The sequence below is a fragment of the Psychrobacillus sp. NPDC096623 genome, from assembly GCF_044762655.1.
In the GTDB taxonomy this organism is placed as follows: domain Bacteria; phylum Bacillota; class Bacilli; order Bacillales_A; family Planococcaceae; genus Psychrobacillus.
The window spans coordinates 119,214-142,941 of record NZ_JBIWER010000002.1; the positions used below are offsets into that span (position 1 = coordinate 119,214).

The following is a 23,728-nucleotide window of genomic DNA, read 5'->3' on the forward strand; positions in this document are numbered from 1 at the left end:
AATTTTATAAAGTAATCCCTATCAGTGATACAAAAACTATAGGGAAAAAAGCATTGCCTATCGGCAATGCTTTTTTTTCAAAGAAATTCGTTCTAAGTTTGAAACTCAAGCAATTTCAGCGATACATTGGAAATGTTCCACTTAAACTTGCGTAAGGTTAGTCAAAATTATTGTTTTTTATTTTGTGATAGCAAATCCTTTGTACGATTGAGTATACATGGTAAATTGGTATGATTAAAATAAATGAAAATTATAGAACTTTGTAGGTGTTTAAATGTTTAGTAATTTAATTTTTTCTTCCAGTTTAAAGAGAATAAACTAGAAGAAATAGTAATTATAAAGAGTACAATCACAATAATGAAAACGGTATAGTAAGAACCGCTCGAATCGTAAAGATAACTAAATAATGTTGTGCCTACTGCTACACCTAACGTAGAAGCTGACATAATTGTTGTATAAATTGATGCGTAATCGCGTCCGCCGAATACTTCACGGATTACTACTGGAGGGAGTAAGGTAGAACCTGAGAACCCAATACCAAACAATAATGCACCAGCATAAAGCATACCAATTCCGAATGAATCAGAAATAAGTAATGCAACTACACCAATCAAGCCACCGCCAATTCCAGCAAATAGAGCTACTTTTATGCCGAATTTATCATTAATTGCCCCAAGTAAGAATTTACCAGCTGTTTGACCAATCGTTACAAAAGTTACTCCAGTAGCAGCCATCGTAGCTGTAAATCCTACTGATTGCACAAAGTTTGGTACGTGGAAACTAACCGTTGAAGCCAGGCCAAACAATCCAGTAAATAACATAACTAAGTAAAATGCAGGAGATTTCATCGCAACTCCTTTTAAAACTCCTGTGTCAGGTGCTTTTTTTACCTTAGTAGCATTAACTTCAACTTCATCTGCACCATAAGCAGTCATATTTAGTTGTTCTGGTTTTGAACGAATGACAAAAATAGAGAATGGTAAGATTAATATTGCAACAATAATAGCTAATACTATATATGTTGAACGCCATCCAATGGAATTAATTAAGACACCTGTAACTTGAGCAAATATTGCACCACCAACTCCCATAAAAGCCATAGCGATACCTAATGAAGTTCCAACTTTTGCTTTAAACCAGTTGTTCATGATTAATGGAATAGAACCGTAAATTAAGAACGTACTACCAATACCTAATGCGATTCCCGAAATATAAAATGGAAAAACAGAATCATAAGTACCCATTAATCCAAATGCTAACGCGTTAAGAATACCGGCGATAGTTAAAATATAACGTATATCAAATTTATTTAATATTTTTCCTGCAAAAGGTAGTAAAATAGTAATCGTTAAATACATTAATGATGTATACAAACTAATATCAGAAACACCCACATTAAAGTCTTCAGCTACTGCACGATAAAGAATCGGTGCGCAGCTAACGATAATACCAACGCTTGCGGCATAAATAGCAGCACTCGCAACCATAATCCACCAAGCATAATGTATTTTGCCTTGCTTTTTCATATTTTCACCTCAATAAAATAGAGAAGCATTAACTATTGCTTCTCCATTTTTTATTTTTAAGTTAATAGAGTTTTACAGAAATTATTGAATTGTAAATCCGCCATCAATTGGAACAATTGCACCATTCATGAATTTCGCTTCATCAGATGCTAAAAATACTGCTAAATCTGCTACTTGTTCTACTTGTCCAAATGTACGAGTTGGTACTAAATCTTTAGGAATATCTGCTAAAACATCTTTAGTTAAAGGTGTTTCAATTGTACCTGGGCAAAGGGCATTAATTTTAATGCCATAGCGAGCATATTCGGAAGATAAGTGTTTTGTATATCCAACTACAGCATGTTTCGTAGCGGTATAAGCTGCTCCACCCTTACCAGCAACAAGACCTGCAACTGAAGCAATATTTACGATTGAACCAGTACCACGTTCGATCATGCTTGGTAATACAGCATTTGAAAATTCGAAAACACTTGTTAAGTTAATATTTATCAAGAAATTCCATTGATCTAATGTTGTATCTAAAGATTTCGCGTACTTGTCGAATACACCTGCATTATTTACTAATATATCAACTGGACCAAATGTTTCTTCTGTTACTTTTACGCAATTTAAAATATCTTCGGTTTTCATAACATTTACTGATATAGCGATAGCTTCGCCACCAAACGCTTTAATTTCTTCCGCAACGGCTTGTGCACCTTCTAAATTTAAGTCAGCTACAATTATTTTTGCGCCTTCTTTTGCAAAGCGGATAGCTTCTCCTTGCCCCATACCTGACGCTGCTCCTGTAATGATAGCTACTTTGTCTTTTAATCTCATATATGACATCTCCCTCTTAGTTTGTTCATATTTTATTCACACTTGTACAAGTTTCATGAAATGTTCACATGTCAGTGACAATTTACATCTTAAACTCGTATTGATATAATGTGAAATACTTATTAATTATTTGTATATAACTTAAGGTTATAAGAGGTGAGGCTAATTATGGACTTAAATAAGTTAAAATACTTTTATATAACAGCAAAATTTGAAAATATGTCATTAGCTGCAAAAGACCTTTTGATTTCGCAGCCAGCGTTAAGCAAGGCAATTACAAACCTCGAGGCAGAGCTAGAAATGGACTTATTTTTCCGTAATGGTAAGAACATTTCATTAAATGAAAATGGCAGGTTTTTATATAAAGAAGTAGAGCGTGTTTTCACAGTAATACGTAATTTAGAGCGTGGATTGGAAGAGAGGCGAGGTGAAGGAGATGGTAATTTATCAATTGTTACAACTCTTCCATATACATTTACAAATATCATTGATTTATTTTTTGATGATTATCCTCATGTGAAATATCAACAAGTTCCGTTATCGAAAGAAAACTTGCAACAGTTTATTGAAAATGGCAAATATGATTTGTGTATTACAACAGAGAAAATAGAACATTCGAATGTCGAGTGGGTGCCATTATTTGAAGAAGAAATTTATTTAACTGTACCAAAATCATACAAAGAAGCAAAAAAAGGCACAATTGACTTGATGGAATTGGGGAATATATCATTTATAGGATTAACAGACCAGTATAGTTTTCGTCAATTTACGGATCAATTTTGTAAATCAGTAGGCTATACACCTACTTATCAAGTAGAAGTAGAAGAAGCAACAACGATTTTGCAAATGGTGAAAAATGGACGTGGGGCAGCGTTTACACCTGAAACATCTGTAAATCTATATGAAGATAAAATAAAACACTTAAAAATTGAAAATGGGAAGTTTACACGTACGATTGGCTTATTAAAGCATCGGTATACATACCCGACAAAAATTTCAGAGGCATTCGTTTCGCATTGTCATAGCTATTTTCAGGATATAAAAAAAGATAATTAATATTATATTTATTCTTTCATTTTCTGTGGTGTAGTAATTATTTTGTTTATCTTAGAGATAGGCCGTGCTAAACCATATTGTTAAGTACGGCTTGCTTTATTGATTGCAGTGGCATCGTACGCCTGAAAGGGAAATCAGCGATATCGTTTAAATAAAGCCTATTCTTTTAAAAAATAGAAGCACTGAGTTCTAAGTGCACTTATACTTTCATAAAAAAAACCCCATAAATGGGGTTTTTAAAAATAAATTTATTTAGCTTTGTCAAAAAGTTGAACTGCTTCTTTGGAAACATAGAATTTACCATTGCTTTGAACAGTTATACTTTTTAGTTCCATTACTTTGCCGTTAACTTTAATAATATTTTTGTTTACAGGGAATTCGGCAACTTTTTTTCCTTTTGTTACAACAAGTACGGGATTTTGTTTATCAGATTCATCAATCTTAACTGTTGCCTTATTTGATTTAAATGCTTCTGAAGCTTCCGTATATAATTCTTCACTTAACTTTTTCAAATCGAATCCCATGGTTGAAGCCATAGTATGAGCAATGGCTGTATTATCAATTAAGCCGACGGGTTTATTTGGTCCGTAAGAATATAAGAATACATCCTCGCCTGTATGCCCACCGGTTGAAAATCCGATGTTTGCGCGGTTTGATAATAATTGAACAAATGTTTTACTTAGGTTTTCTGATTCGTTAAGAGCTGTCTTTTCAGCTTCGGTAGGTTTGTCAATACCGTATAGAGTAGCTACTTCTAATAGATTTGATTTATCAGCTTTTAACTTACTTAAAGCACCTTCAAGAGTCATGGATGCTTTTTTCAAAGGATTAATATATTCAGAAACAGGAATATTAGAGTAAGTACCAGATGTGTTTATATTACCAATTGTAATTCCGCTGTTGCCATGATCGGTAACTGCAATAACAAGTGTATTTTTGTCCTTTTTAGCAAATTCTAGTGCTTCTTTAACTGCATCATCAAATGCCAAAACATCACTAATAATACCAATTGGGTCATTTGCATGAGCTGCCCAGTCCACTTTACTTCCTTCTACCATTAAGAAGAAGCCATCTTTATCCTTTGATAATGTTTTAATCGCTTTGTCAGTCATTTCAGCGAGCGTTGGTTCTTCTGATTTTGTTTTTTCACGATCCATATCATATGCAAGTGCATTTGGAGCAAATGACCCCCATATCTTGCTAGATTTAGTGTTTAATAATTCATTTCTATCTTCCACAATGTCATAGCCTTTGTCATTTAAAACTTCTACTAGATTTTCGCCATCCTCACGGTTATTTCCTGCAGTGCCCGGTACAAGTGCTTCCAGTCCACCACCAAGTACGACATCAATTCCTTGATAGACTTGTTGTTCAGCAATATTATCGTATTCACTACGCTGTGTTACATGTGCTGAAAAAGCAGCTGGTGTAGCGTGCTGAATCTCAGAAGTTGCTATTAATCCAGTTGCTTTTCCATTAAGCTTAGCTCCTTCGAGGACATTCGCTACTGGTTTATATGGATTATTTGCTAATGATGAGTCAATACCAGGTGTATTTACTACTTTAGGTAAAACACCAACAAATTTATCGTTGGTTTTGTTTCCAGTTGCTAATGCAGTTCCAGCAGGGGCAGAATCGGTAATAGCAGATTCTGCAGAGTGTGTACTTACTCCGCCTGTCATAATACTATCTAATGCAAGTGGTTCACCCTTGTACCATTTAGCTAAATTTGTAGCACCAGCACTCGTGCCATCCATTACTAGCATGATAACATTTGCGTCTTTTTTGGAATCATTTTTAGCTTCAACTTTGTCACTTTGGCCGTAATAACCTAATGATCCCAAAGCTACAGCACTTGCGAGAGTTACTCCCATTACTTGTTTGTTTAGTTTCATTGTGTATTCCTCCATCTTCATTTTGATAAAAAATTTGGTGAATATTTCACAATCACGTACATAAATGATTATATAGTTGTTAAGTAAATGGGATATTAATAGAGTGTAAAAACTACTAATTACTTCTTAGGTTAGTAATATAAATATGTAACGCCTTTTGAAGAGTGACGTCTAATTGTAAAAGGGGGAGTACATCATGAAAAAGGTCTTTTTACTCTATATTTTATTTATTGAACTCATATTTGGGGGTTGTCAAAATGAAGATAACTCAGCTAATACAATTGGGGAACATAAAAATGTTCCTGACTATACACCTTCATCGGAGGATGTTGTAGATATGCATGGTGAAATAAAAAATAAAGAGAGATTTGAAGTGTTTCTAAATAATGTTGAAAAAGGCAATAATGATAGTATTAGAGTAGTTAGGTATACGGAGGAAGGTGATCCGATGCTTCATGATCTTGAATATGATGGTGAAGTCATAAAATCCACAACAGACACACGAAGAGATAAATTTGGAGCGGGAAGCATTAGCAATGCAACTTGTACTTCAGCAGAGATTGTAGAAACCACGGAAAGAACTGAATATGTTCTAGAGGGCTGCGATAATACAATAGATAATATTATTTTAGTCACTTGGAAATAGTAGGAGATGGGGTTTTCAAGAGATTTTTATTTTTAGAATTACATTATCTATTGCTCACTTAAACACAATATGTTAGATTATATAAATGAACTTAACACAATATATAGTATGTTAACGATGAAGAGGTACCTTTATGGTTTAAAAGGGAATTCGGTAAGATGCCGAAGCTGTCCCCGCAACTGTAAGTGTGGACGACTGTTGAAATAGCCACTGCGAGCAATCGTGGGAAGGTCAGCAGGAGAATGAAACACGAGCCAGTAGACCTGCCTCTTCATCGGTAAGCAACACTTTCTTCGGGGGTTGAGAGGTGGGAGCGAAGGCCTCTATCTCGAACGATTGATATGTCTTGTTGTTTCCTACTTTTTAAATCTTGAGCGATGGCTCAGCCGAAGATGGCTGTGACATCGCTTTTTTGTGTTATACACGTTTAAAAATAGGAGGAACTCAAATGACAATCATCTCAAACACAACGAAACAAGAAGTATTACATAATCTAATCAAAGAATTTGGGGAAGAGAAAATTGCTCCGCTTATCAAAACACATGAAAGATGGACACAAAAGCACCCCGAAGGTACAATAGCCGCTTGGTCGAAGTCAATGTCACTGGAAGCTTTAAGCTTTCTAGATGAGCAAGAAACGTACTGGACCTTTGTAGCTGCACGAATCCATCTAGCAGAAGTTTACGAACAAGTAGCTGAACGAAGAAAAACAACTGCCGATGCGGTATACACAAAATTTGCAAAAAATGTACATCTCTTAAGTGAAAAAGGCATTTATGATAAACGACTTAAAGAAGCATATTCCCTACCAGAACTTGAACAGCTATCAGAAATCCTCGTACAAGAAAGAGATTATTTATTTACTTATATCGGTGTAAAGACGTTGTTGGATCGCTATGTAGCAAAGGACTTTGATAAAACAATTGTCGAGTTGCCTCAGGAGCGCTGGTTAATAATTGCGATGACTCTTATGAAAGACGAGCAAGAAAATCGTATAGAGAAAATAAAAGAAGCCTATTGGGCAATGAGCAGTCTGTACATGACGGTAGCAACACCAACACTATCTAATGCAGGGAAGCCTCATGGACAGCTTTCTAGCTGTTTTATCGATACGGTAGACGACAGCCTTCAAGGAATCTACGATAGCAATACGGACGTAGCAACCCTTTCAAAATTTGGTGGCGGTATTGGCGTTTATATGGGCAAAGTGCGTAGTCGTGGGTCTTCTATTAGAGGTTTTGTTGGAGCTTCAAGCGGTGTACTTCCTTGGATTAAGCAACTTAATAATACGGCGGTAAGTGTGGATCAGCTTGGGCAACGACAAGGAGCAGTAGCTGTTTACTTAGATGTGTGGCATAAAGATATCTTTACATTTTTAGACCTACGTTTAAATAATGGGGATGATCGGTTACGTGCGCACGATATTTTTACAGGTGTGTGCTTGCCAGATTTATTTATGGAGAAGGTAAATGCTAGAGAAGAATGGTATTTATTTGACCCGCATGAAGTGCGTCAGCTAAAAGGCTATTCTTTAGAAGATTTTTATGATGAAAAACGTGGAGATGGTTCATTCCGCCAAAAATATGAAGAATGCGTATGCGATCACCGTTTGTCTCGTGAAACAGTTCCTGCTATCGACTTGATGAAGCGAATTATGCGTTCTCAGCTTGAGACAGGTGTGCCGTTTATGTTTTACCGCGATGAGGTCAATCGCAGCAATCCAAACAAACATGCTGGGATGATTTATAGTAGTAACCTTTGTACAGAGATTTTCCAAAATCAAAGTGCGACCACATTTGAATCGATTAAACTGGAGGACGATATCATTGTCACTCATCGGAAACCAGGGGACTTTGTCGTATGTAATCTATCTTCTATAAATTTAGGGAAAGCAGTTCCAGCAGATGCATTGGAAAAGCTAATAAAAATTCAGGTTCGAATGCTCGACAATGTGATAGACCTCAATATGATTCCAGTTCCTCAAGCTCAGCGCACAAATTCTAGGTATAGAGGAATTGGTCTAGGAACATTTGGCTGGCATCATTTGCTTGCACTGAAGAATATTCGCTGGGAATCGGATGAAGCAGTGGAGCTTGCGGATACGTTATATGAAAAAATTGCTTACTTGACGATAAAAGCATCTGCAGAGCTTGCAGAGGAAAAAGGGGCATATCCTTTATTCGAAGGGTCGGATTGGCAAACAGGAGTTTATTTTGACAAACGTCATTACGATAGTGAATCGTGGAATGAATTACGTGAGCAAGTAAGCGAAAGTGGAATACGAAACGGCTATTTAATGGCAGTTGCTCCGAATTCATCGACGTCCATCTTAGCAGGAAGTACTGCAAGCATAGATCCTATTTTCCAAAAATCTTACTCAGAAGAGAAGAAGGATTATAAAATTCCGGTTACAGTACCGGATTTAAATTCCGAAACTACGTGGTATTACAAATCTGCGTATTTCATTGATCAACACTGGACACTTAAACAAAACGCTGCACGCGGGCGTCATATCGACCAAGGTGTATCGTTAAATTTATATGTGCAAAATACGATTAAAGCTAAAGAATTATTAGATTTACACCTAGACGCATGGAATAGTGGGCTAAAAACAACTTATTACGTTCGTTCTACTTCCGTAGAGTTAATAGATTGTGAGTCATGTTCCAGCTAATGAAGGCCATTATTTGTTATTTAAGCTATAGCGGAAACACAGAAGAAATCGCGGAGCTTTTAAAAGTGCGATTGGAAGCTCGCAACTTCCATATAGATATGTATAGCATCGGCTATGGAGTGGTTCCGAATTTATATGAATATGACCTTATTTTTCTCGGAACTTTTACTTGGGATAAAGGAAGTACGCCGGAGGAAATGAAGGATTTTGTAAAAGAGGTTGGAGGCAAGCCAAATAATGTTTATATATTTGGCTCTGGTGACACGCAGTTTGGTGGAGACGGGCTGTTTTGTAAAGCAGTGGACAAATTAGTTAATTTTTATAACTGTGATTATCCGGGTTTGAAAATAGAACAATCACCGAGAGGCAGCCAGGAGCAGCTAGTAACTAAATGGCTAGAAGGAGTTTTGGAACATGCAAAAAGCAAAAACATTAGAACCTAGAAATCCAAATAAATCGACAGGAATTTTCAACGGTCAGTCAAGCGGCATATTAAACTGGAACGATATTGCGTATCCTCACTGGCATAAGATGTACAAGCGTTTGCTAGGTAACTATTGGCAGGCAGATGAAATTAATATGTCCAATGATATTAAACAGTTCGCGAGCCTTAGTCAATCGGAGCAGGATGCCTATTTAAAAATTATTGGCTTACTTGCGACATTAGATGCACCACAAACACGTACAGCACTTTTACTATCACTTTACGCAACCGACCCATCAGTTCAATCCATTATGGCAGTCATTGCACAGCAGGAAGCGGTACATAATGAAAGCTATTCGTATGTACTATCTTCAGTAGTATCACTTGATCAGCAAAATAAGTCATTCGAATTTGGGAGAACAGACGAAATTTTACTCAAGCGCAATCAAAATATCGCTAAGTATTATAATAATTTCGTAGAAAATCCTACGACAGAGAATATAGTAAAAACCTTAACGTATACAACTTTGCTAGAAGGATTATTTTTCTATTCAGGCTTTGCCTACTTCTATAATCTTGCTCGCTATAACAAGATGGTTGGGACTTCTACAATGATTAGCTATATTAATCGAGACGAGCTAGAGCATGGTAGATTTATATCGGAATTGTTTAGAGCGACTCTTTCTGAAAACCCAGAGCTGAATAACGAAGAACTAATTGGATGGGTATACGAACAATTTAAAGAATCCGTAGAATTAGAAATAGAATGGTCGGAGTATGTACTAGCTGATATTGAGGGAATCGAATTAGATGAAATGCATGGGTATATTAAATATCGTGCCAATAAAATGCTTCGCCTTATTGGGCTGGAAGAAATCTACCCGGAATATGTAGAAAATCCAATGAAATGGATACGTGCCTATGCTGATAATATCGATGGTACAAAAACAGATTTCTTTGAACAAAAATCACGTCAATACGTAAAAGTAAATGCAATTGATAATGGATTTGATGATCTATAACAAGGAAAACGCATGGATGGTCGTAAACCATTCATGCGTTTTTGTTTTGGAAAGATTTATATAACATCTAACCATGAAGTTTTCAATGAGCCTCATTTTATTTATACAGTTGCATCGACCAAATGTGCTGTTTCTAAGCGACGTCGTATGACAACACCAAACCATGCAGCTAGTACTGCTTTAATCACTCCTACGATAATAAATGGAGCCACACCACCCATAAATGCTGCTGTCCATGTCAAGTCAGCTATGATTTTTAACCAAACTGTACCGAACACCAATGTAACAACCATACCAATTAAGTTTGCTGCAATCGCATGTGAGATTGTGATGCCAAACTTTCTCATGTAAATTCCCATAATAATTGCAGATGGCAAGAATCCAACAATATAGCCACCTGTTGGTCCTACTACAATTCCTAGTCCGCCTGACATACCACTGAATACTGGCATCCCTACTGCACCGATTAAAATATATACGATTACCGATAATACACCTAATCTCATACCTAAAATGGTAACAACTAAACCGATTGCAAAAGTTTGTCCTGTGATTGGTACAAGTGGTAAAGGAATCGTCACCTGTGCGAGTATAGCAATAATTGCTGCACCAATTGCTGCTAATACGTATTGATAAGTATCACCCTTTTTCAAAATAAACAGCCCCTTCAAATGTGTTAACCTATTTCAATAAATAGGTTAACACAAAGATGTGGAATTGACTAGTGAGTTTCCGGATTTTTTTAATGGAACAAAACACTTGATATACTTTTTATACTTGATATAATAAGTATATCAGAAATATAGAAAGGAGCAATCTATTTGGCGATTTGTCCCAATTTAGAGTTTGCATTTCAAATATTAGGGAAAAAGTGGAATGGTTTTATTTTGCATTATTTATCAACAAATGAACAAATGGAGTACTCATTTAGTGAATTGAAAAAAGGTATAACAAATATTACTCCTCGGGCATTATCAAGCTGTTTACAAGAACTTATGGAGTATGGATTAGTAAGCAAAGAGGTAACGCTAACCCCCTCTACTACTATTTCATATCGTTTAACAGATCAAGGAAGTGCATTAGTGCAAGCTTTACGCCCGGTACAACAGTGGGCATACGACTATAAAAAAAGTGAAAAGGAGAATTCAAATGAAAAATAATCCAATGGCATGCGATTTAGAGACAGGTATTTGCGGAGTTACAGAAGATAATGAAACAGGTCTAATGGACTTTAGCCGTCCAAATAAAGAGGTGGAGGTATACTTCTTTAGTGATCCGATTTGTTCGCATTGTTGGGCTCTAGAACCCGAAATAGCTAAATTTACTGCAGCTTACGGCGATACGTTTAAAATGCATACAGTGATGGGCGGACTACTGCCTACGTGGGATGGTTTTGCCGATGTTAGCAATGGAATTGGTGGACCGAAGGATGTTGCAGGACACTGGCGAGAGGTAGGCGAACATTACCGTATGCCAATAGATGGTTCTTTGTGGTTGGATAATCCAGTGCACTCTTCTTACCCCCCTTCACGTGTATGGAAGATCGTACAATCCGTGAAGGCGGACGCTGCTGAAATCTTTTTACGTAAATTAAGAGAAGCGGTATTTGCCTTCAATGAGAATATTGCCGACGAGGAAGTATTAGTGCGCCTCGTTAACGAAATAGGATTAGATGGTAAAGAAATTGTAGAAAAAGCGAACAGTGAAGAGGGAGAACGCCTATTACAACAAGACTTTGAGATTGCTCAACGCTTTGGTGTTCGTGGTTTTCCAACGATTATTATAGTTAACAAAGAAAACAAGGGGGTAAAACTGGTTGGTCAACGTAGCTATGAAGATTACACAAATGGATTAATGCAAGCATTAGGACAGGAAGAATTGCTACAAGCAAATAAAGCTCCAGCATTACCAACTTTGCTTTCAGATGGAAGACGATTATTCTCAAAAGAAATTGAAACCATTTATGGTATTGAACAAGCGGAAGTAGAGGGGGTTGTTCAACAATCTTTCCCGGAAAACGCAGTTAAATCAGGAACTGTTCTTGGCGAAACATATTATGTACTAGCATAGATAAATTCATAAATGAACAACAAAAAGGCCGTATTTTTGTGTAATGGAATACGGTCTTTTAGCATGCATATTTATTAATTCCACTCTAATATTTCGATACGATTACCAAATGGGTCATGTACATATATTCGATCTGCTCCTGGCAGGTCGGTATCTACTACAAAACTTACTTCACTTTTATACAAATGTGCCTTTAATGCCTCTAAATTTTCTATTTGAAATGCGGGATGTGCTTTTTTTGCAGGTGCAAAGGGTTCTTCAATACCTATATGGATTTGATAAGAGCCGAATGAAAACCAAACGCCACCTCGTTTTTTAAGAAGCTCTGGCTTTTCTACTTCTGTAAATCCTAAAATTTTCCCATAAAATGTTCTTGCAGATGACTCTGAACCCTTTGGAGCAGCTAATTGAACATGATCGATTGATTGAAATACAAATGACATCGTTAATCCCTCCCTATACTTACATTTTAATAAAAAGCTAGTGATAAGGATAATTTATAAAAGTCATTAATAAGTATAAGGAATTCTTATGAAAGTTTTCCTAATATTTTGATAACCGTATTTTTATTCCGAGCTGTGGAGGGAATACCGAGCTTTCGCTCAAAAAATGCATTTGTAAATTTCGTTTGATGATAATTTTTAGAGAGGTTAATAATCACATTTTGTTTATTCCAAACAACAAACTCATCATCAATTAAGCTTGAAAGCATTTCTTGTTGTTCTTCAGAAATTTCCTGAACCAAAAACATCACATACACTTGCTCTTTCGAAAAGATTGGAAGTTGTACGATTTCCGCTAACTCTTCTTTAGAGCGGACTGCAACAGGTATTTCAAATCCATACGATTCTCTGAGAGCAGCCTCAATCGACGGGGCATCAGCATCAATAACAGATTGTTCTACAAGTACGTTTCCTGTCTGAATATAGGTTTGGACATTTTCATAGCCCATCTCCATAAAAAGAGCCTTCAATGATTTCATGTCTACTTTATTTTTAGCTCCAAGATTGATCCCACGAAGTAATACTACTGATGGCATCTTCATCACTCCTTTGCGAATCTCGATTTGCAGCACATTACGTCGTCAATTTCATTCGTTCAGTCAGTCACGTACCTAAGTATGCTCCTTTCCTCTCTCAATCATTTCCTAGTACTGCACTACATCTCAATATTCGTTTAAAATCAAAATCTCTACCTCTATATTAACCAAGCCAAAAGGAATTCGTACAGCTTAAAACTAGCACGAATAAAAACAGTACTATTAGCAAAGCATCCACTTTACCAACTGTAATCACATGCAAGTAACTACTTCTTCGTTCTCCTGTAAAACCTCTTGCTTCCATCGCAAATGCAGATCGCTCCGCTTTACGAACAGCTCCAGCAAGCAAGGGAATGAGCACTAGACGGGTTGCAAGAAGCCTTTGGAAAGCATTTTTCTTTTGGACAACTCCTCTCAACCGTTGTGCCTGCTGAATTTGTTTAAACTCATCTTTAATAACGGGTAAAAACTGAAAGCCTACTAAAACACCATATGCAATTTTAGGCGATAGTTTTAATTGTTGCATTAAACTTAATATGAAAGTATCGGGATTAGTCGTTAACGCAAATAATAGAGATAGAGAAGAAAAAGCTAAAACACGAAAGCTTAAAGAAAGTGCATGATCTAGCTGAATTTCTGTCACATTAATAGATCCGAAAGACCAAATGATAGGACCAGTCGTTTCTTTAGCAAACAGAAGTGTCGTCCAAAAATAACCGAAAGCCATGATAACAAAAGGAAGAATGAACAAAAGCCACTTTTTCCAGTCAATTTGACTGAACAACAGCTGTAGCAAAAGTACTCCGACCCAAAATACAAGTGGCGTCCATGGATCAAAGAAAAAAGCCATCGTGAACATGCAGAGAGTGATTACGACAAACTTCACCGAAGGATTCATCCTATGCAAAAGATTTCTCACGTAGCATCAGCCCTTTCGGAGGAAGTAAATGATGATCAAGCAATAACCGATCATTTTCCCAAACATCCTTCGCTGGAAACTTTCCGGTTAGCCTACCATCATCCATCAATAAAATCGAATCTGCTAAATAATAGGCAAACTCCATTTCATGTGTGACGATTAAAAAAGTAGTTCCTTCCTGAGCACGCATATCAATCAATTGGAATAACTCGGACAATGCCACAGCATCCTGACCTGAGGTAGGTTCATCCATTAAAATTACTTCTCTACCGTCACAAAGCATTGCAGCAATGGCAACTCTACGCTTTTGACCATGACTAATAGAAAATGGATGTGAGGGGGCAATGTCCATTAGCTTTAATCGATCCATCAGGTTATCCACATCATATCCACCGCCATATGCTACTTCGTCTTTCACAGTTTTCGTTAAAAATAAAAACTCGGGAGATTGCGGAACATACCCTAGAAACGACGGCTCTACTAAGCCACTAGTAGGGATCAATTGACACAATGCTTTTAATAATGTGGATTTACCACTACCATTTGGTCCAGCAAGGATTGCAATTTCTCCACGCTGTAATGTAAAGGAGGTAGGTTTTAAAAAATTCTTTGTTTCTATTTTAGTTGCTTGAAACGAAGTCTCCGGCTGCATAGAAGTCATTCTTTTTGAAAGCGCAGATACTTCCTCGCTTTCATTCAAAGGAATAATTCTATCAAAAAAATCTCCCCATAAGTCCAAACGATGTTCGATTGCAACAATCGTCAGTTTACGCTTTTGTTGTAGCTGATCTAGCCATTCAATATAATGCTTAGCAGTATAAGGATCCAAATGGGAAATTGGCTCGTCTAATAACAAAACCTCGGGTTCCATTATAAGTGCGCAAGCAGTGGCTATTTGTTGCTTTTGACCACCAGAGAGCTGTTGAATAATAGAATATCGAAATTCACTCAAATTAGTTAGTGCAAGCACTTCGGTTATTCGATTATCCATTTCTTCACGTTTCACGTGTAAATTTTCTAACGTAAAAGCGAGCTCCTCTTCCACAGTTTGCATACAAAACTGCGCATCTGGATCCTGAAAAACAGTGGCAATTCGCTGATTTATTTCCCCGGGAATGAACGAAGAACTATCCTTCCCAAAAAGCTTAATCTTACCTGCCAAGATACCATCGCAATTATCCGGGTATAATCGATTACACAAGTAAAGTAATGTCGTTTTCCCACAACCACTCGGACCAGTAATCACAACCTTGGATCCTTTCTGTACGGTAAATGAAAAGTCATTTAGAATGCACTTTTCTTCATCCGGATACCGAAAGCTTACCTGTTCAAATGAGATGACATTATGCACGAGCATCACCTTTTTTCGGACGTGCAATAGCATATCCGCGAAGCGAGCCTGTTGCAAGTAATCCATCGGCAACAGCCTTACCTCCAACGCCGGCTAGGAGTGCTCCACTTAATATACGAATGCCCAGCATTAAAGCAACATAACCGGTACTGAATACTGTGAATCCACCTAACAAATACCCATAGGCAAAACTAAATACTGAAGATCCGACACCTGCTAGTATTAGAATCCATAGATCAAAACGTTTATATCTAGTCGCAGCAAACACTGCTTCTGCACCTAACCCTTGAATGACACCAGAAAGTATCAATCTTGGACCAACAGCATTTCCTAACAATACCTCGATAGCAGCTGCAATTGTTTCAGAAATAACTGCAGCACCGGGCTTTCGGATAATATACATACAAATTATAGACACGATAAACCAAATACCAAAAATCCACTCATAAGCAATCGGTCCAATAAACCCAGCCCAAATATTACCGACATGCAGGAACAGTAGATACACAATCCCAAAGACAACCGAAAACAAAGACATAAGTACGATCTCTTTTAACTTCCATGATTTCAGCATCTTAAACACCTCCGTGAGAAGGACTATTAATACTCATAGAAACGGTCATAACCAAATGTTTATGTTCTTCTGATCGTGCGTTCGTGAATGATTCTTCGTAAAATGCAAACACATCATGAATATCTCCGTGAATGCCACTTGCATAATGCATAGATTCATTGAATACACCCTGTTCTTTAGCACGATCCACTTCACGATAAATGACGTCCATATAATCCAGGTTATTCATGGGATAGAGAGCAAATTGCGAGGAAACATATTGCTTTGTAGTATCTATGTTGGCAATTAAATCACCCTTATCTAGATACACATCCCCTGCAGAATCACCGGGGCAGCCAGCAGAAAAAGTACCAGACAGAGCAATATGCTCTCCTGTTTTAGCCGCATGTAGTGTAATTGCTTTTGCCACATTAAACACATGTACCTGTTTCCCACGAATGACCGTTGATACATCATCCGTATGCATCCACACATTCGAAGTGTCCGTTTCCTTCAAGGCACCTTTAATCACCTTAATAAAATCATTTGTCATTGGATGTAGCGAAAAACGAAATCCGATGATTGGGCTCAATCCACATTCCACTTAAAAAACCTCCCTATATTTTTTCATAAAAAAAGACCACATCCGTGAAGATGCAGCCACTTATCCAATACAATAATATTAGGGAAGTCACCGCACTTCCTCACGCAGGTATTATCCTGATCGAGTTTTAAGGGATCGGAGCAAAAAGCTCGCATCTCAGCCAAAGTGGGCACCCCTAGTGCGCAAAACGGTATGTAGTTTTTTAATATGCTCAGAGTATAACGTAGCTATTTGAAGTTGTAAATATGTTTGCAAAATTTCGTACTTTCGTCCATGCTTAATTTAACCCAACTATTTGTATAGGGAGAAACACCGGAAAGTTGGAGAGAATCACCTAAATCTAGCTGAGAATCATCCGAATGTGCGAGAGAATCACCCGAATCCACCAAACAAACACCAGAATAAATAATTTAAGGAGGAAGAAATTTTGGACAAAATATACATAACACGTAAATTACCTGAAGAAATCGTCGAACCGTTAAGAGAAAAATTTGAAGTACAAATGTGGCATAGTGAAGAAAAAGGAATGACATATGAGGAAATAAAAACAAATGCTAAGGACGCACATGCTCTTTGGACAATGCTGTCTGACAATATCGACCGTGCACTTATAGAAAGTCTACCTAATCTAAAAGTGATTAGTAATTTCGCAGTAGGCTTTAACAATATTGATATAGAAGCTGCAAAGGAACACGGTATAGTCGTAACAAACACTCCCGGTGTACTGACAGAGACAACTGCAGACCTAACATTTGCATTACTTTTAGCTACAGCTCGAAGAATAACAGAAGTTGAACAAGAAATTCGTTCAGGAAATTGGACTTCCTGGTCGCCAATGAAGTATACAGGAATGGATATTTTCGGTGCAACGCTCGGAATTGTTGGGATGGGACGGATAGGGGAAGCCGTTGCAAGACGTGCGAAAGGCTTTGACATGAATGTGTTATATCATAATCGCTCTAGAAAACTAGATGCGGAAGAAACGTATGGCTTTACTTATGCAGAATTAGACGAATTGCTAAAGCAATCTGACTTTGTGATTCTGTTAACTCCGCTGACTCCCGAAACAAAGGGACTAATAGGTGAGCGAGAACTGAATCTTATGAAGGAATCTGCAGCTATCATTAATGTTGCCCGAGGTGGCATCGTAGACGAACAAGCTCTGTATGATGCTCTTGTTTCCAAAAAGATATGGGCTGCGGGAATGGATGTATTTGAACAGGAACCTGTTCCGATCGATCATCCACTTCTTACGTTACCTAATGTAACAATGTCACCTCATATCGGCAGTGCTAGCATACGAACTCGTCTTGCTATGATGCAAATGAACGCAAAAGATATAGAAGCAGTATTAGAAAGCAGAGAACCTCAAAATCGAATTGTCTAATTTCTATGATTTTCACATGGAATTATGAGTGGTCCTATTATTCCAGGACCACTCTTTTTTTTCGCAAATAAAGTTATAGATTAAATTACCACAGATTCTCCTTCTTATTACTATAAAATTCAACAATAAATCAAAGATCGGATCAAAGTACCTGCTTAAAGTTAAAAAAACATAAAAAACACCATAAATATATAATTAATTAACAGGATGTGGGGATATTAATATTCGAGTTTCTTCAAAATCTCCCATATTTTAATGTCGATATTTGCTTCAATTAAATAAAAAATCTAGTAACATAAAAACCCTTAAAGTAGACATGTAAAAATTATGGGAATTTTGGTGGTGTAGTCCCATAAAGATTAATAGGATTAAACTTTAGAAAAAAGGGTATGTAATAGGAGGGTAGGACTAAATGTCTAATTTATTTAAATAGAGAAAAGGGGAAAAAAGATGAGAAAATTATTGTTGTTTATTTCAATGTGCACACTTTTAGTATTGGGCGCATGCAGTAGTGAATCGAGCAAAGACAGTATTGAAGTGATCAAATTTGCAGATGCAGGATGGGATAGCATTCGTGTCCACAATAGTATAGCCCAACTAATAGTTGAAGAGGGTTATGGCTATAAAACCGAAGTTACAAGTGGAACTACAGCAGCTACGTTACAATCACTTGAACAAGGTGACATCAATGTTTATATGGAAATATGGACAGATAATACAAAGGAAGTTTATGAAAAAGCAATTGATAGTGGAAAAATTGTGAAGTTAGCAACTAATTTCAATGACAATTCGCAAGGACTATATGTTCCAACTTATGTGATAGAAGGAGATGCAGAAAGAGGAATTGAAGCAGTTGCACCTGATTTAAAAACTGTACAAGACCTTGAGAAGTATCCAGAGCTTTTCCAAGATCCTGAAGATAGCACCAAAGGAAGAATAATTGGTGCACCGTCTAGTTGGGTAGTAAGTGAACACTTGGAGACGAAACTTGAAACATATGGCCTTGATGCAAAATACAATTACTTAGCACCAGGATCAGACTCTGCAATTGTAGCAGACTTAGCGGGAGCATATAAAAAGGGACAACCTTGGGTAGGGTATTACTGGTCGCCCACGTGGGTAACTGCAAGCTATGATTTAACATTGCTTGAGGATGCACCATATGATGAAGCGACTTGGGAAGAATCGAAAGGAACGGAATTCCCTCCAAATGATGTAGTTATAGCTGTTCATAAAGATTTACCAACACAAGCAAAAGATGTTACGGATTTCTTAAGCAAATATGAAACTAGTAATGAATTAACAGAAGAAGCACTGGCTTATATGAACGAAAACGAAGTAGAACCAGATGAAGCCGCACTATGGTGGATGAAAGAGCATGAAGACCTTTGGACAACATGGGTGTCTGAGGAAGCCGCAGAAAAAGTGAAAGCAGCTTTAAACTAATTCATGATTAAAGTAATCTATCCCAAAAAAGGTGAGGTGAAGGAGACTGTTCTTTTTTGATACAGTCCAAAGTGTATGACAGAATTTCCTGATGTACGAATTCCAATTGGGGATGTAGTAGAAAATTTCATAGATTTTTTAGCTATGAATTTTGATGCGTTCTTTGATTTTATCTTTGTTATTTCTTCTTCCATGATTAAGGGGCTAGAAGCTGGTCTTCTAGCGATTCCTTGGTGGATTTTTATCATTATTATTTTTCTATTAGGTTGGTATTTTACTAATTTGTATGGAGGGCTTCTTTTTGGAGCTTTTATATTTCTTATAGGCACATTCGATCTGTGGCCTGAAACAATGACCACTATTTCGATTGTATTAATATCCGTAATACTTTCACTTGTTATCGGTATTCCACTAGGTGTTGGGACCGCATTTAGTAAAACGCTGTCTACAATTATGCGACCAGTTTTAGATGCGATGCAAACAATGCCAAGCTTTGTCTATTTGATACCTGTAATTTTCTTCTTCCCACTAGGAAACGTTCCAGCAGTAATTGCTACTATCATATACGCTCTTCCTCCCGTTATTAGATTGACCGAGCTAGGAATTCGTAATGTAGATAAAGAAGTAGTTGAATCCGCACAATCATTTGGTTCTTCCACATCTCAAATGCTCATGAAAGTACAATTACCTCAAGCATTACCGACTATTATGGCTGGTGTGAACCAAACGACGATGATGGCGCTATCTATGGCAGTTGTTGGATCGATGGTAGGTGCCCAAGGTCTTGGAGAACGTGTACTATATGCGATTAATCGAATCGATATTTCGCTTGGATTTGAAGCAGGAATAAGTATCGTATTTTTAGCAATTATTATTGATCGAATTACCGGTGGAATTGCAAACCGCCTTCAGAAACATAGGAGGGATGCAGCATGACAGTAAAACTCAAAGTGGAAAATGTCTCTAAAATCTTTGGACCAAGACCTAAAAAAGTCATTCCAATGGTTGAAAAGGGTGTTCCAAAGGATGAGATTCTAGCAAAGACGGGGCATACCGTGGGTGTTTATAATGCTTCTATGGAAATTATGGAAGGCGAAACTTTCGTCATCATGGGACTTTCCGGGAGTGGAAAATCGACCTTAATCCGTTGCTTAAATTTACTGAACAAACCAACGTCTGGAGCTATTTATGTCGATGGAGAAAATGTAGTTGGATATAATAAAAACCAATTAAAATATTTCCGTCAGAAAAAAATTGCGATGGTATTTCAACATTTTGGCTTATTCAGTCATAGAACCGTATTAGAGAATATTGAATATGGTTTGGAAATAAGAGGAATGTCGAAAGCAGAGCGTCGTGAAATTGCCGGGAAGCATTTAGAAACAGTAGGGCTAAAAGGATACGAAAATCAATATCCAGATGAATTATCTGGTGGGATGCGCCAGCGTGTAGGGATTGCCAGAGCACTCGCAAATGATCCGGATATTTTACTAATGGATGAACCGTTTAGTGCACTCGATCCTTTAATACGACGTGAAATGCAATTAGAGCTGCTGGACATTCAAAATAAATTACAAAAAACAATTATTTTCATCACACATGATGTAAATGAAGCTTTTAAAATTGGTGATCGTGTAGCAGTGATGAAGGATGGAAAAGTAGAACAAGTCGGTACTCCAGAAGAAATTTTAGAGAAACCGGCAAGCAACTACATTTCAGAATTTATCCGTGATATTGATCGTTCCAAAATTTTGCAGGCCGAGCATATTATGTCCAAGCCATACGGTTTAGTTTCCTTGAAGGATGGTCTTAATGTGGCTATCCAGGTTATGAGGGAAAATGGTATTTCCAGCGCATTTGTTACCGACCGCAAACGCCAAATTCAAGGAATTGTAACAGTAGACCAGGCAATTGATGGTCTTAAAGAAAAGAAGACATTACAAGAAGTCATGTCTACAGAAGTGAAAACTGTACGTCCTGACGAATATGTCCAAGATATTATCCCATTTGTCTTAGATTCGAAATATCCTATCGTCGTTACAGATGAAGATCGAACGATTAAGGGAATCATACTGCGGGTTCACGTATTAGCAAGTTTAATCAGCGAGAGTACCGACGAACAAAACGAGACACAGAAACTTTAACAAGTTTCTGTGTTTTTATAAGTGAAAAATTACTTAATTTCTAGCCTTCATCAAGTCATGGTATAGTAATAAAGATAGACAGGGGTGGAGAATATATTCAATTTTAATAACGAAAGTTCTATTAATAATGTAGAAATTCACGGAGAATACTCCTTGATTATAGTTATATTATCAATCATCATAGCGGTAGTGGCATCTTATACAGCCCTGTCTTTGAATAAACGAGCAAGTGAAAATAGTTTTTTTCATAAGAACTTTTGGTTATTTTTAGCCTCTCTTTGCTTGGGATTTGGTATATGGTCCATGCATTTTGTTGGAATGAGTGCTTTTTCATTACCTGTAAGTATGAGTTACAACAATATCATTACAGTTATTTCAATCATACCTGCGATGTTAGCCTCATTTATAGCGTTCTATTTGGCAAACCTGCCGAGACAAAACTTATGGACATATTTTTTTGCTGGAATAGCAATGGGGACTGGTATTTCTTCTATGCACTATTTAGGAATGTATGGGATGGAAATGGATGTAGTCCATACATATAACCCTATACTTTTTTTAGCCTCTATTTGTATAGCAATTGTTGTCTCCGTTATTGCCGTGTACATTTTTTCAACAGTACAAAAATACGAAACGAATTATAAAGTGCAATTAATAATATCTTTAATCATAGGTTTAGCTATATCTAGTATGCATTACACAGGAATGGCTGCTATAAACTTTTATATCCCAAAAGGGTATGAAATGAATTTATCGCATTCCCATTCGACAGAGATGTATGGACTAGCGATTATTGTCACGTTAGGAATGACTATTCTATTAGGTATTTTATTGCTATCCAGTTTTATAGATCGTTTTATCGAGTATCGTGCAAATTATTATGATTCATTTACTCGATTACCGAATCGTCGTTTATTTGAAAAAAAATTGCATTCCCCTAAAGTTTTAGCTGTTTGGCATATGCATGATTTGGAACATATTAATAGAGAGTTCAATTATGCTTTCGGTGATGAAGTGATTCGGAGGTTAGTATATATCTTCAAAACGTTAACTCCCTCCAAGGTCGAGATTTATCGTATAGAAGGGCATCGAATTGCACTCATTGCTAGGGATGGGGATAGTGCCAAGCAGTTAAGAGATTCATTGAAGGAAATAGCGACGGTTCTTCGTAAGCCTATACTTGTGAAAGGTCACGAAGTTTACTTGTATGGAGTTTGTGCTGTCTCGGATGCAAACCACTTTGAAAATACGCCAAATATATATACAAATGTACTTGCGGTTCTAAATTACCCATCTATTACATATAATCATGATATTGTTTACTATGATTCCAGTATTCATACGTATACATTTGAACGTGAAATAGCAGATGACGTTAATCGAGCGATGAAAGATGATGAGCTGTTTCTGGTGTACCAACCGAAAGTGTGTTTAAATCCGAATGAAACGGTAGGACTTGAGGCATTATTAAGATGGAATCATCCGAAGTATGGATTTCTATCACCTGCTGTGTTTGTTCCTATTTTAGAGGAATATGATCGTATGGTTAAAGTGACAGATTGGATAATAGGTCGAGTATGTCAGCAAATAGCCAATTGGAAACTAGAAAACATTTCTTTTAAACAGGTGGCCATTAATATTCCAGGTGAGTATGTCACCTCTCCATTGCTTTTAAAGTTATTAACACAAAAATTAGATGAGTATGGTCTGGAGCCCTCACAAATAGAATTAGAAATAACGGAGAATAGCTTTGTAAAAAACATGGAAGAAGCTATGCGTGCAGTAGGTTCGCTTAGAAAAGAAGGTTTCTCGGTTGCATTAGACGACTTTGGAACTGGTGTATCATCACTTTCTTATTTAAAACAAATGCCGATATCGACCCTAAAAATAGACAAATCATTTATAGATGATGTACCTATCTCACCTAAAGACTCTGCTATTGTTCAGGCTATAGTGACATTAGGAGAATCATTATATTTAAACGTAGTCATTGAAGGAGTAGAAACGAAGGAGCAAGTAAATTTCTTGAAGGGAGCTAGTAGAAAACCGATTTTTCAAGGATATTATTTTGCGAAGCCGATGCAGCCTCATGACCTTATTCAGTGGTACAGTGAAACCAGAGTGGAAGATTGAATTCTTTCTATTTCTGGTTT

At 37.0% G+C, this 23,728-nt stretch carries 22 protein-coding genes and 2 riboswitches; of the genes, 12 read left to right on the top strand and 10 right to left on the bottom strand.

The window, feature by feature from the left end; all coding sequences use genetic code 11:
- Positions 1–278 precede the first annotated feature (278 nt).
- Both ACIQX2_RS05320 and ACIQX2_RS05325 read right to left on the bottom strand, forming a co-directional pair.
- Positions 279–1,526: an MFS transporter gene (locus ACIQX2_RS05320; RefSeq protein ID WP_402847616.1), complete on the bottom strand. Its 1,248-nt coding sequence runs from the start codon at positions 1,524–1,526 to the stop codon at positions 279–281.
- Between the two features lie 81 nt (positions 1,527–1,607).
- Positions 1,608–2,345, bottom strand: coding sequence for an SDR family NAD(P)-dependent oxidoreductase (locus ACIQX2_RS05325; protein WP_402847617.1), 738 nt, complete (start codon positions 2,343–2,345; stop codon positions 1,608–1,610).
- A gap of 168 nt (positions 2,346–2,513) precedes the next feature.
- Between ACIQX2_RS05325 and ACIQX2_RS05330 the strand changes: the two genes are divergently transcribed.
- Positions 2,514–3,401 carry a LysR family transcriptional regulator gene (locus ACIQX2_RS05330; RefSeq protein ID WP_402847618.1) on the top strand — a complete coding sequence of 296 codons (888 nt, stop codon included), beginning with the start codon at positions 2,514–2,516 and terminating at the stop codon, positions 3,399–3,401.
- Between the two features lie 248 nt (positions 3,402–3,649).
- Here ACIQX2_RS05330 and ACIQX2_RS05335 read toward each other — a convergent pair whose 3' ends face one another.
- Positions 3,650–5,296: an alkaline phosphatase gene (locus ACIQX2_RS05335; protein ID WP_402847619.1), complete on the bottom strand. Its 1,647-nt coding sequence runs from the start codon at positions 5,294–5,296 to the stop codon at positions 3,650–3,652.
- A gap of 196 nt (positions 5,297–5,492) precedes the next feature.
- On the opposite strand from ACIQX2_RS05335, the gene ACIQX2_RS05340 reads away from it, so the two are divergent.
- From ACIQX2_RS05340 to ACIQX2_RS05355, 4 genes are all read left to right on the top strand, one after another.
- Positions 5,493–5,942, top strand: coding sequence for a DUF4362 domain-containing protein (locus ACIQX2_RS05340; protein ID WP_402847620.1), 450 nt, complete (start codon positions 5,493–5,495; stop codon positions 5,940–5,942).
- 106 nt (positions 5,943–6,048) lie between these two features.
- A riboswitch (cobalamin riboswitch) is annotated at positions 6,049–6,227 on the top strand.
- Between the two features lie 163 nt (positions 6,228–6,390).
- Entirely contained in the window at positions 6,391–8,616 is a 2,226-nt protein-coding gene (locus ACIQX2_RS05345; protein WP_402847621.1) for a ribonucleoside-diphosphate reductase subunit alpha, read from the top strand.
- Entirely contained in the window at positions 8,604–9,059 is a 456-nt protein-coding gene (locus ACIQX2_RS05350; protein ID WP_402847622.1) for a flavodoxin, read from the top strand. The genes ACIQX2_RS05345 and ACIQX2_RS05350 overlap by 13 nt, the downstream gene beginning before the upstream one ends.
- Entirely contained in the window at positions 9,031–10,062 is a 1,032-nt protein-coding gene (locus ACIQX2_RS05355) for a ribonucleotide-diphosphate reductase subunit beta (RefSeq protein ID WP_402847623.1), read from the top strand. The genes ACIQX2_RS05350 and ACIQX2_RS05355 overlap by 29 nt, the downstream gene beginning before the upstream one ends.
- Before the next feature lie 101 nt (positions 10,063–10,163).
- Here ACIQX2_RS05355 and ACIQX2_RS05360 read toward each other — a convergent pair whose 3' ends face one another.
- The gene (locus ACIQX2_RS05360; RefSeq protein ID WP_402847624.1) at positions 10,164–10,715 is read right to left on the bottom strand and encodes a biotin transporter BioY; all 552 of its coding nucleotides are present in this window, start codon (positions 10,713–10,715) and stop codon (positions 10,164–10,166) included.
- Between the two features lie 168 nt (positions 10,716–10,883).
- Between ACIQX2_RS05360 and ACIQX2_RS05365 the strand changes: the two genes are divergently transcribed.
- Both ACIQX2_RS05365 and ACIQX2_RS05370 read left to right on the top strand, forming a co-directional pair.
- A complete protein-coding gene (locus ACIQX2_RS05365) occupies positions 10,884–11,222 on the top strand; it encodes a winged helix-turn-helix transcriptional regulator (protein WP_402847625.1) in 339 nt (112 codons plus the stop codon).
- The gene (locus ACIQX2_RS05370; protein ID WP_402847626.1) at positions 11,212–12,132 is read left to right on the top strand and encodes a DsbA family oxidoreductase; all 921 of its coding nucleotides are present in this window, start codon (positions 11,212–11,214) and stop codon (positions 12,130–12,132) included. Before ACIQX2_RS05365 ends, ACIQX2_RS05370 begins: the two co-directional genes overlap by 11 nt.
- A 74-nt stretch (positions 12,133–12,206) precedes the next feature.
- Here ACIQX2_RS05370 and ACIQX2_RS05375 read toward each other — a convergent pair whose 3' ends face one another.
- The 6 genes from ACIQX2_RS05375 to ACIQX2_RS05400 form a co-directional block, all read right to left on the bottom strand.
- Positions 12,207–12,575 carry a VOC family protein gene (locus ACIQX2_RS05375; RefSeq protein ID WP_402847627.1) on the bottom strand — a complete coding sequence of 123 codons (369 nt, stop codon included), beginning with the start codon at positions 12,573–12,575 and terminating at the stop codon, positions 12,207–12,209.
- Between the two features lie 86 nt (positions 12,576–12,661).
- The gene (locus tag ACIQX2_RS05380) at positions 12,662–13,171 is read right to left on the bottom strand and encodes a DUF1697 domain-containing protein (protein ID WP_402847628.1); all 510 of its coding nucleotides are present in this window, start codon (positions 13,169–13,171) and stop codon (positions 12,662–12,664) included.
- A gap of 163 nt (positions 13,172–13,334) precedes the next feature.
- Positions 13,335–14,057, bottom strand: a complete 723-nt coding sequence (locus ACIQX2_RS05385; RefSeq protein WP_402847629.1) for an energy-coupling factor transporter transmembrane component T family protein — start codon at positions 14,055–14,057, stop codon at positions 13,335–13,337.
- A 13-nt stretch (positions 14,058–14,070) separates the two neighbouring features.
- Positions 14,071–15,507, bottom strand: a complete 1,437-nt coding sequence (locus ACIQX2_RS05390) for an ABC transporter ATP-binding protein (protein WP_402849081.1) — start codon at positions 15,505–15,507, stop codon at positions 14,071–14,073.
- On the bottom strand, positions 15,434–16,015 hold the full coding sequence (locus ACIQX2_RS05395) for an ECF transporter S component (RefSeq protein ID WP_402847630.1): 582 nt from the start codon (positions 16,013–16,015) through the stop codon (positions 15,434–15,436). Before ACIQX2_RS05395 ends, ACIQX2_RS05390 begins: the two co-directional genes overlap by 74 nt.
- A gap of 1 nt (position 16,016) precedes the next feature.
- Positions 16,017–16,598: a YkoF family thiamine/hydroxymethylpyrimidine-binding protein gene (locus ACIQX2_RS05400; RefSeq protein ID WP_402847631.1), complete on the bottom strand. Its 582-nt coding sequence runs from the start codon at positions 16,596–16,598 to the stop codon at positions 16,017–16,019.
- An 80-nt stretch (positions 16,599–16,678) separates the two neighbouring features.
- Positions 16,679–16,785: riboswitch (TPP riboswitch) on the bottom strand.
- A gap of 237 nt (positions 16,786–17,022) precedes the next feature.
- Here ACIQX2_RS05400 and ACIQX2_RS05405 point away from each other — a divergent pair.
- The 5 genes from ACIQX2_RS05405 (at position 17,023) to ACIQX2_RS05425 (ending at position 23,708) form a co-directional block, all read left to right on the top strand.
- Positions 17,023–17,985, top strand: coding sequence for a 2-hydroxyacid dehydrogenase (locus tag ACIQX2_RS05405; protein ID WP_402849084.1), 963 nt, complete (start codon positions 17,023–17,025; stop codon positions 17,983–17,985).
- Positions 17,986–18,435: 450 nt separating this feature from the next.
- Complete coding sequence (locus ACIQX2_RS05410) at positions 18,436–19,431, top strand: ABC transporter substrate-binding protein (protein WP_402847632.1); 996 nt, start codon at positions 18,436–18,438, stop codon at positions 19,429–19,431.
- Positions 19,432–19,506: 75 nt separating this feature from the next.
- Entirely contained in the window at positions 19,507–20,367 is an 861-nt protein-coding gene (locus ACIQX2_RS05415) for an ABC transporter permease (RefSeq protein WP_402847633.1), read from the top strand.
- A complete protein-coding gene (locus ACIQX2_RS05420) occupies positions 20,364–21,575 on the top strand; it encodes a quaternary amine ABC transporter ATP-binding protein (RefSeq protein WP_402847634.1) in 1,212 nt (403 codons plus the stop codon). Before ACIQX2_RS05415 ends, ACIQX2_RS05420 begins: the two co-directional genes overlap by 4 nt.
- A gap of 153 nt (positions 21,576–21,728) precedes the next feature.
- A complete protein-coding gene (locus tag ACIQX2_RS05425; protein ID WP_402847635.1) occupies positions 21,729–23,708 on the top strand; it encodes a bifunctional diguanylate cyclase/phosphodiesterase in 1,980 nt (659 codons plus the stop codon).
- The last annotated feature ends 20 nt before the right edge of the window (positions 23,709–23,728 follow it).

What these genes read in the sequence shown, in the direction of transcription:
- ACIQX2_RS05320 (WP_402847616.1), bottom strand. Translation starts at nt 1,526, where the DNA reads ATGAAAAAGCAAGGCAAAATACATTATGCTTGGTGGATTATGGTTGCG.
- ACIQX2_RS05325 (WP_402847617.1), bottom strand. Translation starts at nt 2,345, where the DNA reads ATGAGATTAAAAGACAAAGTAGCTATCATTACAGGAGCAGCGTCAGGT.
- ACIQX2_RS05330 (WP_402847618.1), top strand. Translation starts at nt 2,514, where the DNA reads ATGGACTTAAATAAGTTAAAATACTTTTATATAACAGCAAAATTTGAA.
- ACIQX2_RS05335 (WP_402847619.1), bottom strand. Translation starts at nt 5,296, where the DNA reads ATGAAACTAAACAAACAAGTAATGGGAGTAACTCTCGCAAGTGCTGTA.
- ACIQX2_RS05340 (WP_402847620.1), top strand. Translation starts at nt 5,493, where the DNA reads ATGAAAAAGGTCTTTTTACTCTATATTTTATTTATTGAACTCATATTT.
- ACIQX2_RS05345 (WP_402847621.1), top strand. Translation starts at nt 6,391, where the DNA reads ATGACAATCATCTCAAACACAACGAAACAAGAAGTATTACATAATCTA.
- ACIQX2_RS05350 (WP_402847622.1), top strand. Translation starts at nt 8,604, where the DNA reads ATGTTCCAGCTAATGAAGGCCATTATTTGTTATTTAAGCTATAGCGGA.
- ACIQX2_RS05355 (WP_402847623.1), top strand. Translation starts at nt 9,031, where the DNA reads ATGCAAAAAGCAAAAACATTAGAACCTAGAAATCCAAATAAATCGACA.
- ACIQX2_RS05370 (WP_402847626.1), top strand. Translation starts at nt 11,212, where the DNA reads ATGAAAAATAATCCAATGGCATGCGATTTAGAGACAGGTATTTGCGGA.
- ACIQX2_RS05375 (WP_402847627.1), bottom strand. Translation starts at nt 12,575, where the DNA reads ATGTCATTTGTATTTCAATCAATCGATCATGTTCAATTAGCTGCTCCA.
- ACIQX2_RS05380 (WP_402847628.1), bottom strand. Translation starts at nt 13,171, where the DNA reads ATGCCATCAGTAGTATTACTTCGTGGGATCAATCTTGGAGCTAAAAAT.
- ACIQX2_RS05390 (WP_402849081.1), bottom strand. Translation starts at nt 15,507, where the DNA reads ATGGATTACTTGCAACAGGCTCGCTTCGCGGATATGCTATTGCACGTC.
- ACIQX2_RS05395 (WP_402847630.1), bottom strand. Translation starts at nt 16,015, where the DNA reads ATGCTGAAATCATGGAAGTTAAAAGAGATCGTACTTATGTCTTTGTTT.
- ACIQX2_RS05410 (WP_402847632.1), top strand. Translation starts at nt 18,436, where the DNA reads ATGAGAAAATTATTGTTGTTTATTTCAATGTGCACACTTTTAGTATTG.
- ACIQX2_RS05415 (WP_402847633.1), top strand. Translation starts at nt 19,507, where the DNA reads ATGACAGAATTTCCTGATGTACGAATTCCAATTGGGGATGTAGTAGAA.
- ACIQX2_RS05420 (WP_402847634.1), top strand. Translation starts at nt 20,364, where the DNA reads ATGACAGTAAAACTCAAAGTGGAAAATGTCTCTAAAATCTTTGGACCA.